The sequence below is a fragment of the Caulobacter sp. GW821-FHT09A05 genome (genome assembly GCF_059418465.1).
On the sequence record NZ_JBWKPX010000012.1, the window covers coordinates 1 to 11,990 of the forward strand.

Annotated in this window: 12 protein-coding genes; 11 read left to right on the forward strand and 1 reads right to left on the reverse strand. The window is 69.3% G+C overall.

Translation table 11 applies throughout. The annotated features are described in order from the left end of the window. Nucleotides 1-115 precede the first annotated feature (115 nt). From ctaD to AC07NX_RS13065, 10 genes are all read left to right on the forward strand, one after another. Nucleotides 116-1,780 (forward strand): cytochrome c oxidase subunit I, encoded by a 1,665-nt coding sequence (gene ctaD / locus AC07NX_RS13020; RefSeq protein ID WP_494642282.1) that lies wholly within the window; start codon nt 116-118, stop codon nt 1,778-1,780. Nucleotides 1,781-1,875: 95 nt separating this feature from the next. Further along, complete coding sequence (cyoE, locus tag AC07NX_RS13025; RefSeq protein WP_494642284.1) at nt 1,876-2,931, forward strand: heme o synthase; 1,056 nt, start codon at nt 1,876-1,878, stop codon at nt 2,929-2,931. Beyond that, nucleotides 2,928-3,071 (forward strand): cytochrome c oxidase system small membrane protein, encoded by a 144-nt coding sequence (locus tag AC07NX_RS13030; protein WP_018061469.1) that lies wholly within the window; start codon nt 2,928-2,930, stop codon nt 3,069-3,071. The genes cyoE and AC07NX_RS13030 overlap by 4 nt, the downstream gene beginning before the upstream one ends. Before the next feature lie 31 nt (nt 3,072-3,102). Continuing rightward, entirely contained in the window at nt 3,103-3,741 is a 639-nt protein-coding gene (locus AC07NX_RS13035; protein ID WP_494642489.1) for a cytochrome c oxidase assembly protein, read from the forward strand. 136 nt (nt 3,742-3,877) lie between these two features. Beyond that, the gene (locus AC07NX_RS13040) at nt 3,878-4,753 is read left to right on the forward strand and encodes a cytochrome c oxidase subunit 3 (protein ID WP_494642285.1); all 876 of its coding nucleotides are present in this window, start codon (nt 3,878-3,880) and stop codon (nt 4,751-4,753) included. A 253-nt stretch (nt 4,754-5,006) separates the two neighbouring features. Continuing rightward, entirely contained in the window at nt 5,007-5,369 is a 363-nt protein-coding gene (locus AC07NX_RS13045; RefSeq protein ID WP_494642286.1) for a DUF983 domain-containing protein, read from the forward strand. Further along, nucleotides 5,362-6,066, forward strand: coding sequence for an SURF1 family protein (locus tag AC07NX_RS13050; RefSeq protein WP_494642288.1), 705 nt, complete (start codon nt 5,362-5,364; stop codon nt 6,064-6,066). Before AC07NX_RS13045 ends, AC07NX_RS13050 begins: the two co-directional genes overlap by 8 nt. Beyond that, nucleotides 6,066-7,469 carry a threonine synthase gene (thrC, locus tag AC07NX_RS13055; protein WP_494642289.1) on the forward strand — a complete coding sequence of 468 codons (1,404 nt, stop codon included), beginning with the start codon at nt 6,066-6,068 and terminating at the stop codon, nt 7,467-7,469. Before AC07NX_RS13050 ends, thrC begins: the two co-directional genes overlap by 1 nt. 325 nt (nt 7,470-7,794) lie before the next feature. Beyond that, complete coding sequence (locus tag AC07NX_RS13060; protein WP_494642290.1) at nt 7,795-9,063, forward strand: M16 family metallopeptidase; 1,269 nt, start codon at nt 7,795-7,797, stop codon at nt 9,061-9,063. A gap of 102 nt (nt 9,064-9,165) precedes the next feature. Next, complete coding sequence (locus tag AC07NX_RS13065) at nt 9,166-9,810, forward strand: hypothetical protein (protein WP_494642292.1); 645 nt, start codon at nt 9,166-9,168, stop codon at nt 9,808-9,810. Between the two features lie 28 nt (nt 9,811-9,838). On the opposite strand, the gene AC07NX_RS13070 is transcribed toward AC07NX_RS13065, so the two are convergent. Next, on the reverse strand, nt 9,839-11,158 hold the full coding sequence (locus AC07NX_RS13070) for a serine hydrolase domain-containing protein (protein ID WP_494642293.1): 1,320 nt from the start codon (nt 11,156-11,158) through the stop codon (nt 9,839-9,841). 213 nt (nt 11,159-11,371) lie between these two features. On the opposite strand from AC07NX_RS13070, the gene AC07NX_RS13075 reads away from it, so the two are divergent. Further along, nucleotides 11,372-11,956 (forward strand): GNAT family N-acetyltransferase, encoded by a 585-nt coding sequence (locus AC07NX_RS13075; protein ID WP_494642294.1) that lies wholly within the window; start codon nt 11,372-11,374, stop codon nt 11,954-11,956. Nucleotides 11,957-11,990 lie beyond the last annotated feature (34 nt).

An 11,990-nucleotide genomic window follows, 5' to 3' on the forward strand; every position in this document is an offset into this window, starting at 1 on the left:
GGCCCCCGCCGCCGGCGCTCCCGCCGCCGCGACGCCGGCCGCCGCCCCCGCTTCCGCTCCGGCCGCGGCTCCCGCCGCGCCGGCGGCCTAAGATACGATTGCAGGATTAAGTCCGATGGCTCACGCCGCTGACATCGATCACCACGACGCGCACGACGACGCCGACCACAAGCCGCCGTTCTTCCAGCGCTGGTTCTTCTCGACCAACCACAAGGACATCGGCACGCTCTACATCCTGTTCGCCATCATGGCGGGCCTGGTGGGCGGCGCGCTGTCGGGCCTGATCCGCTGGGAGCTGGCCGAGCCGGGCATCCAGATCTTCGGCCCCAACTCGTCGGTCAGCCTGATGGGCCTGGTCGAGCAGTCCAAGCACGGCTACAACGCCGTCGTCACCGCCCACGCCCTGATCATGATCTTCTTCATGGTCATGCCGGCGATGATCGGCGGGTTCGGCAACTGGTTCGTGCCGATCATGATCGGCGCGCCGGACATGGCCTTCCCGCGGATGAACAACATCTCGTTCTGGCTGCTGGTCTCCGCCTGGGTGCTGCTGCTGACCTCGATGTTCGTCGACGGCGGCCCGGGCAAGGGCTTCGGCGGCGGCTGGACGATCTATCCGCCCCTGTCGACCACCGGCCACACCGGCCCGTCGATGGACCTGGCGATCCTGGCCCTCCACCTGGCCGGCGCCAGCTCGATCCTCGGCGCGATCAACTTCATCACCACGATCTTCAACATGCGCGCGCCGGGCATGACCCTGCACCGCATGCCGCTGTTCGCCTGGTCGGTGCTGATCACCGCCTTCCTGCTGCTGCTGTCGCTGCCCGTCCTGGCCGGCGCCATCACCATGCTGCTGACCGACCGCAACTTCGGCACCCACTTCTTCGACCCGGCCGCCGGCGGCGACCCCGTCATGTTCCAGCACCTGTTCTGGTTCTTCGGCCACCCGGAAGTGTACATCCTGATCCTGCCGGGCTTCGGCATCATCAGCCACATCGTCTCGACCTTCTCCAAGAAGCCGATCTTCGGCTACCTGGCGATGGCCTACGCCATGGTCGCCATCGGCTTCGTCGGCTTCATCGTGTGGGCCCACCACATGTACACCGTCGGCATGAGCATCAACCTGCGCGCCTATTTCGTGGCCGCGACGATGGTCATCGCCGTTCCGACCGGCGTGAAGATCTTCTCGTGGATCGCCACGATGTGGGGCGGCTCGATCAGCTTCAAGACGCCCATGCTGTGGGCGATCGGCTTCATCTTCCTGTTCACCGTCGGCGGCGTGACCGGCGTGGTCCTGTCGAACGCCGGCATCGACTACAGCCTGCACGACACCTACTACGTGGTCGCCCACTTCCACTACGTGCTGTCGCTGGGCGCGGTGTTCGCCATCTTCGCCGGCTTCTTCTACTGGTTCGAGAAGATGTGGGGCGTGAAGTACAACGAGTTCCTGGGCTGCGTGCAGTTCTGGATCATGTTCGTCGGCGTCAACCTGATCTTCTTCCCGCAGCACTTCCTGGGCCTGCAGGGCATGCCGCGCCGCTACGTGGACTATCCGACCGCCTTCGCGCACTGGAACTACGTCTCGTCGGTCGGCTACGCGATCACGGCCGTGGGCGTGGTGGTGTTCCTGGTGATCCTGCTGGAAGCCGCCGTTCGCCGTCGCAAGGCCGAGGCCAATCCGTGGGGCGAAGGCGCCACCACCCTGGAATGGACCCTGTCCTCGCCGCCGCCGTTCCACCAGTTCAGCGATCCGCCGGTCATCAAGGCCGACAGCCACTGAATCTGGTAGACTAGACACGCAAAACGCGGGGGCGCGGGCCGGATGAGAATCCAGTCCGCGCCCTTCGCCCATCAAGACCCGAACCCTTAAGTAAAATGGCCCGTTCCCCAGCTCTTTCTGGAGATGTCCTGACCCCCGACGACGAGGCGACCGCCACGGTCCGCCACGCCCGTTGGCAGGACTATTTCCAGCTGATGAAGCCGCGGGTGATGTCGCTGGTGGTGTTCACCGCCCTGACGGGCCTGCTGGCCGCCCGCACGCCGATCCATCCGCTGCTGGGCGCGGTGGCGGTGTTCTGCATCGCCGTCGGGGCCGGGGCCTCGGGCGCGCTGAACATGTGGTACGACGCCGACATCGACGCCAAGATGCGCCGCACGCGCGGCCGTCCGGTGCCCGCCGGCCTGGTCAAGGGCGAGGAGGCCGCCACCCTGGGCGTGGTTCTGAGCCTGCTGTCGGTCATGCTGATGGGCATGGCGATCAACTGGCTGGCCGCGGGCCTTCTGGCCTTCACCATCGTGTTCTACGCGGTGGTCTACACCATGTGGCTCAAGCGCTGGACGGCCCAGAACATCGTCATCGGCGGCCTGGCCGGCGCCTTGCCCCCGGTCATCGGCTGGGCGGCCGCGACGGGGCACGCGCCGCTGAACGCCTGGCTGATGGTGCTGATCATCTTCTTGTGGACCCCGCCGCACTTCTGGGCCCTGTCGCTGTACATCAGCACCGACTACGCCAAGGCCGGCGTGCCGATGCTGCCCGTGGTCAAGGGGGCCAGGGAGACCCGCAGGCAGATCCTGCTCTACAGCCTGGTCCTGATCCCCGTCTGCGTGGCGCCGGTGTTCACCGGCCTGGGCGGCTGGCTGTACCTGGCGGTCTCGGGCCTGGGCGGCCTGGTGTTCCTGACCCTGGCATGGCGGGTGTTCGCCAGCACCGCCGGCGACGCCGCCGACCCTCGTCCGGCCGACCGCGACCTCTATGAGGTCAAGGACGAGGCGCCCGCGGCCAAGGGCAAGCCCGTGGGCGGCGCCAAGGACGCCCGCAACCTGTTCGCCTTCTCGATCCTCTACCTGTTCGCCCTGTTCGCCGCCCTGCTGGCCGAGGCGGTGCTGGGCCTGCCCGTCTGGGGCCTGAAACTGCTGGAGCTGCCGCTATGAGCCGCAAGGACCTGGATCCCGCCGCCAAGGCGCGCGGCGGCCGCAACATCGCCCTGGGCCTGGGCCTGGCGGCGTTCGTCATCCTGGTGTTCGTGGTCACCGTCGTGAAGCTGGGAGGCAATGTTGGCCCCCACTTCTAAGGACGGCCTGTCGCCGGAGGATCTGGCCAAGATCGAGGCCGACAACCAGGTCGGCGTCGGGCCCCGGCCGAAGGGGCGCGGCCACCTGAAGGTCGCGGCGATCTGCGGCCTGGCCTTCTTCGGCATGGTCGGGGCGGCCTATGCCGCGGTCCCGCTGTACAAGCTGTTCTGCCAGGCCACCGGCTTCGACGGCACGGTGCGCAAGGCCGCGGCCAAGCCGACCAAGGTGCTGGATCGCAAGGTCGAAATCCGCTTCGACGCCAACGTCCGGACCCTGCCCTGGGACTTCCAGCCCATGCAGACCAGCCAGGACGTCCGCATCGGCGACACGGGCCTGGCCTTCTTCAAGGTGACCAACAAGGGCGACAAGCCGATGACCGGCCGGGCGCTCTACAACGTCGTGCCCGAGCAGGCCGGCGCCTATTTCCAGAAGCTGGAATGCTTCTGCTTCTCCAACCAGACGATCGAGCCGGGCCAGACGGTCGAGTTCCCGGTCGTCTACTTCGTCGACCCCGGCTTCGTGACCGACGCCGACACCAAGGACAAGTCGACGATCACGCTGTCCTACACCTTCTTCCCGGCGGTTCCTGACGCGGCCGGGGCGAAACAGGCGGAGAGCCCGCCGCGCATCGTCGAACCCCTTGGCGGCAAGCCGCCGAGGGCGCTATAGCGTTTCACACAGGGCGCGTCGGCAGGGGGAACCGGGTCGATGGGCTGGATTTACAGGGTGAGAGCGTGAAGGCCGCCGGCAACGGCTTCCGTCTTCGGCGATCACGCTCTTGAGGGATTAAAGGGTTAGCACGCACATGGCCCACGGCGCCGTCAAACACGACTATCACATCCTGCCCCCCAGCCCGTGGCCGTTCGTCGGCTCGGCCTCGGCCACGGTCATGGCCCTCGGCCTGATCGCCTGGATCAAGGGCGGCGTCTTCGGCATCGAGAAGGGCCAGTGGTGGCTGTTCGCGACCGGCATCGCCGGCGTGCTCTACACGATGTTCGGCTGGTGGCGCGACGTGGTGAAGGAAGCCAACGCCGGCGACCACACCCCCGTCGTCTCGATCGGCCTGCGCTACGGCATGGTGCTGTTCATCGCCTCGGAGGTGATGTTCTTCGTGGCGTGGTTCTGGATCTTCTTCGAGATGGCCCTGTTCCATCACCACCGCACCCTGTCGGGCATCGAGGAAGTCCGCGCCGCCTGGGCCACCTGGCCGCCGGCCGGCGTCGAGGCCGTCTCGCCCTGGCACCTGCCGCTGGTCAACACCCTGACCCTGCTGCTGTCGGGCACCACCATCACCTGGTCGCACCACGCCCTGCAGCAAGGCGACCGCAAGGGCGCCAAGTGGGGCCTGATCCTGACCATCCTGCTGGGCGCGCTGTTCACCTGCATCCAGGTGTTCGAATACGCCCACATCAACCACGAGAAGCTGTTCTACTCGGAAGCCGCGGCGAACTCGGGCCTCTACGGCTCGACCTTCTTCCTGGCCACGGGCTTCCACGGCTTCCACGTGTTCGTCGGCACCCTGTTCCTGATCGTCTGCCTGATCCGGCTGATGAACGGCGCCTTCACCCCCAAGCAGCACTTCGGCTTCGAGGCCGCCGCCTGGTACTGGCACTTCGTGGACGTGGTCTGGCTGTTCCTGTTCGCCTTCGTCTACGTGATCTTCGGCGCCTCGCCGCACTAGATCATCCGCTTCGAGAGGGCCCGGAACGCCAAGCGGTGTTCCGGGCCTTTTTGTTTTTGGAGTCCGCCCGCCTCCGTTCGTCTCGCATCCAAAAGCTGTCATCCCGGACAAGGCCCCGCAGGGCCGCCGATCCGGGACCGCCGGAAGCGCGGCGCTTTGGTCCCGGTCCCGGATCTTCGCGCTGCGCGCTTCGTCCGGGATGACAACTGTTTGGTAGGGATGACGAGCGTGGCGCGGTGTAAGGAATAGCCCCATGGCCCAAGTGAACCCTTACCTCGCCGGCGCGACCGGCCGCTGCCCGCACTGCGGCGACGGGATGCTGTTCGACGGGTTCCTGAAGGTTTCGCGCACCTGCGAGGCCTGCGGCTTCGACCTCGGGGCCCACGAGACCGGCGACGGCGGGGCGACCTTCGTGATCCTGATCGCCGGCTTCCTGTGCGCCTTCGGGGCGCTGTTCTCGATGTTCGCCTTCAATTGGCCGGCCTGGCTGCTGCTGGTGGTCTGGTTGCCGATCACCCTGGTGGCGTGCCTGGGCCTGATGCGCCCGGCCAAGGGCCTTATGGTCGCGGCCCACATCGCCAACAACGCCTCCGAGGCCGGCCGCCACGATGTCTGACGCTTCCAAGCCACCAGAGGGCGCCCCCAGGGACCGCCGCCTTCCCATCGGCCTGACCATCGCCACCCTGATCGCCTTCGCCATCCTCTGCGTGCTGGGCGGCTGGCAGCTCAAGCGCCTGGCCTGGAAGGAAGACCTGCTGGCCCGGATCGAGGCGCTGAAGACCGCGCCGGCCCAGCCGTTGGCGACCGTGATGGCGCGGGCGGCGAAGGGCGAGGACGTGGCGTGGACCCGGACCGCCGTCGATTGCGCGTCGGACCGGGCCGAGACCCTGCCGCTGGTCTATGGCGTGCGCGACGGCGACATCGTCTGGCGCGCCACCGCCCTCTGCCGGACCTCGGCGTCCGGCTACGGCGCGATCCTGCTGGACCTCGGCGTGGTCACGGCCCTGACCGGGCAATCGGCCCCCGCGCCCGTCGCCCTGGGCGCCCCCGCCCACGCCGTGGGCGTGCTGATGGCGCCCAAGTCGCTGGGCGGCGACCGCGCCGCGACGGTGGCCCGTTTCTCCGCCGACAAGCCCGCGCCCTACATCCTGATGGTCGAGTCCGCGACCCCCGTTCCGCCCGGCGTCACCCCCGCGCCCCTTCCGGCAGAAATTTCCAATCGGCACCTGGAATACGCGCTGACGTGGTTCGGTCTTGCCGTAACCCTCCTGTTTATCTATGCCGCCATGCTCTGGCGGAAGATGAGATCCTGATGCGCTACGTCTCCACGCGGGGTGAGGCCCCGTCGATCGGTTTCCTGGACGCGGTCCTGGCCGGCCTGGCCCCGGACGGGGGGCTGTACGTGCCCGAGCGCTGGCCGACCTTCACGCCGGACGAGATCGCCGCCTTCGCCGGCCAGCCCTACGCCCAGGTGGCCGCCGCCGTGGTCGGCAAGTTCGTCGGCGACGACGTCCCGGCCGACGATCTGCGGCAGATGTGCGAGGAGGCCTATTCGACCTTCGCCCACGCCGCCGTCGTCCCGCTGAAGCAGCTGGCCCCCGGCCGCCACCTGCTGGAGCTGTTCCACGGCCCGACCCTGGCCTTCAAGGACGTGGCGATGCAGCTGCTGGGGCGGCTGTACGACTACGTGCTGTCGCGCCAGTCGCGGACCATGACCATCATCTGCGCCACCTCGGGCGACACCGGCGGCGCGGCCGTCGAGGCCTTCCGCGGCCGCTCGCACGCCCGCATCGTCGCCCTGTTCCCCGAAGGCCGGATCAGCGAGGTCCAGCGCCGGTTCATGACCACGGCGACCGACAAGAATGTCGCCTGCGTCTCGATCCAGGGCTCGTTCGACGACTGCCAGGCCATCGTCAAGCAGGCCTTCTCGGACGACCAGTTCCGCCACGCCGTCGACCTGTCGGGCGTCAACTCGATCAACTGGGCGCGGATCGCCGCCCAGAGCGTCTATTTCTTCACCGCCGCCGTCGCCCTGGGCGCGCCGGCCCGCAAGGTCGCCTTCGTGGTGCCGACCGGCAATTTCGGCGACGCCTACGCCGCCTATGTCGCCAGCCGCATGGGCCTGCCGATCGCCCGGATCGTGGCCGCCACCAACAGCAACGACATCCTGGCCCGGGCCTTCGAGGAGGGCCGTTATGCGCGCGGCGCCGTGGCCGCCACCCAGAGCCCGGCCATGGACATCCAGGTCGCCTCCAACTTCGAGCGCCTCTATTTCGAGGCCGTCGGCCGCGACGGCGTCGAGACCGGCCGCGCGTTCCGCGCCTTCGCCGGCACGGGCCTGCTGGACATCCCGCCCACCGCCCACGCCAAGATGCGCGAGCTGTTCCAGGGCGCGTCGGTCAGCGAGGCCGACACCGCCAAGACCATCCTGTCGACCCTGAACGAGACCGGCGAGGTCATCGACCCGCACACCGCCGTCGGCGTCGCCGCCGCCAACGTCCTGCGCCTGGCCGATCCGGCGACCCCGGTCGTGGTGCTGTCCACCGCCCATCCGGCCAAGTTCCCGGAGGCCGTCGCGGCCGCGGCCGGCGTCACGCCGGCCACGCCGCGCGCCACGCCGGACTTGTCCAAGAAGCCCGAAAAGTTCGACCGCCTGCCGGCCGACGCCGAGACGGTGAAGGCGTTCGTCCGGGTGTTCGCGTCAGCGGGTCTGTGATACGGGGCGTCTTTGCTCCTCACCCGTGAAACGGGGGAGGTGGCGCGAGGCGCAGCCTCGTGACGGAGGGGGCGTCCTGCCGCCGCTCCGACGCCCCCTCCGTCCGCTTCGCGGCCACCTCCCCCGCTGCACCAGGGGTATCGCATATGGAAAAACGGCCATCTCGGTGCGCAGTGGAGCCGACTCGAAAGTCAGTATTCGCGCGCGATCCGAAGCTTTCCTTGGGTCGATCCAGGTGGCGCCAAAGCCGGTCCGAACCCTGATTTGGGCCGGAATTTCCATATGCGATAGCCCTGCCCGCTGCACGGGGGAGGAGAAAGACTGAATGGCCGCCTCCACCACCCTCCACACCCTCGAAAACGGCGTCCGCGTCGTCCATGATCCGATGCCGGGCCTGGAGACCATCGCGCTCTCCGTCGTCGCCGGGCGCGGCGCGGCCTACGAGGATCCGGCCCGGTCGGGCTGGTCGCACCTGCTCGAGCACATGGTGTTCAAGGGCGCGGGCCAGCGCTCCTCGCGCGACATCGTCGAGGTGATCGAGGCCGAGGGCGGCCAGATCAACGCGGCCACCGGCTATGAGCGCACCAGCTTCCAGGTCCGCGCCCTGAAGGGCGGGCTGGACCTGGGCATGGCCGTGCTCTCCGACCTCGTCCTGCGTCCGACGCTCGACGAGGGCGACCTGACCCGCGAAAAGCAGGTGGTGGCCCAGGAGATCGCCGAGGCCGCCGACGCCCCCGACGACTATGTGTTCGACCTGGTCCAGGCCGCCGCCTGGGGCGACCACCCGCTGGCCCGGCCGATCCTGGGCACGGTCGACAGCGTCAACGCGGCCACGGTCGAGGGCCTGGCCGACTGGCGCGGCCAGCTCTACGCCGCCGACCGGCTGATCGTCAGCTGCTCGGGCGCGGTCGCGCTGGACGAGGTGCTGGACCTGGCCCGCCGCGAGTTCGGGTCCATGCCCGCCGCGCCCGGCGCCTCGGCGTCGGAACCCGCCGGCTTCGTCGGCGGCCGCAAGAGCCAGGCCCGCAAGCTGGAGCAGGCGCACCTGGTGTTCATGCTGCCGGCCGTCAGCGCCCGCGAGGACGACTATTTCGCCCTGCGGATCTTCGCCGAGGCCCTGGGCGGCGGGATGTCGTCGCGCCTGTTCCAGGAGGCCCGCGAGAAGCGGGGGCTGGCCTACAATATCGACGCCTATGCCGACACCTATGCCGACGCTGGGGCCCTGGGGGTCTATGCCGGCTGCGCGGCCGGCGACGCGGCCGAGACCGCCAAGGTCTGCGCAGAGCAGATCCGCCTGCTGGCGGATCGGATCGACGACGCGGAACTGGCCCGCGCCAAGGCCCAGCTGAAGGCCCACATGTTCATGGCCCGCGAGCAGCCGCTGTCGCGGGCCGAGCAGGCGGCCGGCCAGGCCCTGATGTTCGGTCGCCTCTACACCCCCGCCGAGCTGGCCCAGGCCGTCGACGCCGTCAGCGTCGACGATCTCCAGCGCCTGGGCCGCGCGATCCTGGGCCCCGCCAGGGCCGCCAGCGCCATCCTCGGCGCGAAGACGGCCCTGAAGGCCGGCGAGGTGTTCGAGGCGGCGTTGGGCTGAGCTCTCGCAAAACGTGCGATCCGCAATCTTTGCTTGAGTTCGCATAACATCGGGATTTGAATGCCGTTCACGGAGGGACGTCGGGCCTTCGGGAGCGATGACATGACTGGACGCTGGATCACGGTGGGCCTCGTCGCGCTGGCGCTGGCCGGCTGCGACAAGAAGGAGGCGGCCAAGCCGCCGCCGCCGAAGACGGAAACCCCGACGGCGCCGCCCGCGCCCGCGGTCCCCCCCTCGCCAACGCCGCCCCCCGCCACGACGGAACCCGCGGTGTCCGAGCCCGTGGCCGAAACGCCGACCCCGCCCGCGCCTGGCGTCACCCCGACCACCACGCCGGACGCGCCGGCCACCTTCGTGCCGACCAAGCCGCTCCGGCCGATCGTCCTCAGGCCGCCGATCAGGGCGGTTCCGCTCCGGCCAGGCCTCGTGAAGTCCAAGGCGCAGCTGAAGGCCGAGCGCGACGTCCTGGGCCTGTGGATCGAGCAGAGGCGCCGCAACTCGGTGCTCAACTTCACGGTCGACGGCAAGGTCACCCAGGTGGGGAAGATCACCGACAAGCCCCTCTGGAAGGGCGAGTGGAAGGCCGACCAGGACGGCGCGGTGCAGTTCGGCCTGGCCCTGGACGGCGCCACAGGCAGCCTGCGGTACACGGCCTATCCGACCTCGGCGAACATCATGGCGGTCGCGCCGCACTGGACCAAGGAGTGGGGCGGTTCCGGGCAGTATGCGTTCGAGCGCATGCGCTGAGGGCGTCGCGCGGGGCCGCCCCCACCGCTCAAGGCTCGAGCGCGGGCGTCCGGTCGTTCTTCAGCTGCAGCCAGTCGGTGAACGGCAGGTGGTAGTACAGGTCGAAGATCTCGGCCTGCAGCTTGAAGGGCAGGCTGCTCTCGCTGTTCCACAGCACCACCACGCCGGTCCTGCTGGCCGGGTCGAACATCATGGTCGAGCGATAGCCGTCCACCGCCCCGCTGTGGCCGACCAGGCGGTGGTCCTGATAGGTGAAGCTGCGCATGCCCAGGCCGTAGCCGGGATGGTCTAACGACCGGCCCAGCGGCGAGTTGCCGTAGGGCCGGCCCGTGTTGACGCGCGGACGCTGGATTTCCGCCAGCACCGGGGCGGGCAGGACGGCGGGGGCCTGGCCCATCTGGGCCTGCATCCACCGCGCCAGATCCACGATATCGGAATTGACCCCGGCCGCGGCGGGGACCCGGTAGTAGGCGTCGACCAGCGGAATGGCGCGGCCGCCGCGGGACGGCCGCGCCCAATGGCGGGCGCCGCGCAGGCCGTCGAGACCGATCGTGGCGCTGGCCATGCCCAGGGGCAGGAACAGCTTCTGGCGGACCTCCCCCGCGTAGGGCCGGTGCGTGGCGGTCTCCACCACCTCGCGGATCGTGTCGTAGGCGACGTTCTGATAGGTATGGCAGGTGGCCGGCGGGCACTGCGGCGGCACGATCGCCAGGCTCTGGCGGATCATCCTCGGGTCACGGCCGCCCTCGAGCCAGCCGTCATAGGCGTTGCGGGGCAGGCCCGTGCGCTGGGACAGCAACTGCTCGATCGTCAGGCTGTTCTGGGCGTCGCCGGGCAGGCGCAGGCTGGTGCCGAATTTCCCCAGCGGGTCGTCCAGCGACAACACCCCGTCCCCGGCCAGGCGGGCGCTGAGCGTCCCGGCCACGGTCTTGGACAGCGACGCCCAGCGGAAGACCGTGTCGGCGCCGACGGCCTCGCCGTCCTCGGGAGCGGTCCGGCCATAGCCCCGCACGAACGACAGGCGGCCGTCCTCGACCACGGCGATCGCCAGGCCTTCCATGGACCGGTCGGCCATCATCGCCTGGATGCGGGCGTCCAGGGCGCGATAGTCGATCCGGCCGCGCCAGTCCCCCGGCTTCAGGGGCAGGACCAGGGGCGTCGGCGGGGCCGTCGGAGCGGTCGCGACAGGGGCGGCCTTCGGCGCGCGGACCCGGTGGACCGCTGTCCAGGCGAGGGCCGCGACCCCGGCCACGAGGAGGAGGATCGCCAGGATCGTCCGCCAGCCGGGGCGCCGTCGACGGGCGAAGGTGTTGTGCTTGGTCCTGTAGAACTTGGTCAGCCGTCTCATCCGCCGAAAATCGCCGTCGCGCGACACGGCGACGCCAGCGGCAAGCTGTCGTGGCTTTGCGTCGAATCCGCGTCGCGCGTGTCATGAACGCCGTGTCCTACGCTATTGCCGCGCGGCGGCAAGGTTTCGAGCGCGGGCGCGTCAAGACGGCGCGCCCTATTGCCTCCGGCGCCCTGACGCTCGAAGGTGCGGCCCTGAACGAGAACCTTCCGCGTGACCGCTTTTCTCCGCCTCTTCCAGACCGATCCCGGCCCGCGCCTCGAGGGCCAGACGGTGTTCCTGCGCCTGCCGCGCCTGCATGACTACAAGCCCTGGGCCGAGCTGCGCGCCCGGTCGGCCGCCTTCCTCAAGCCTTGGGAGCCGACCTGGCCCGAGGACGACCTGACCCGCCCGGCCTTCCGCGCCCGGCTCAACGCCTATGCCCGCGAGCTGGAGGTGGGGGAGGCGTTTCCGTTCTTCATGTTCCGCCGCGACGATGGGACGCTGATCGGCGGGGTGCGGCTGTTCCACATCCGCCGCGGGGTGTCGCAGACGGCGGTGCTGGGCTACTGGATCGGCCAGCCCTACGCCCGCCAAGGCTATATGCAGGACGGGGTTCGGGCCGCGATCGACTTCGCGTTCGGCGAACTGGCGCTGCACCGGCTGGAGGCCGCCTGCATGCCGGAAAACGAACCTTCGGCCGCCGTCTTGCTGAAATCGGGCTTCAGGGAGGAGGGATATGCCCCCGCTTATCTGAAAATTAACGGCGAGTGGCGAGATCATCGTCTGTTCGGGATGGTCGCGCCCCCGGCTGGTTAGCCGGTCTTCTCTTCGGGGAGGAATCTTAGCGCGG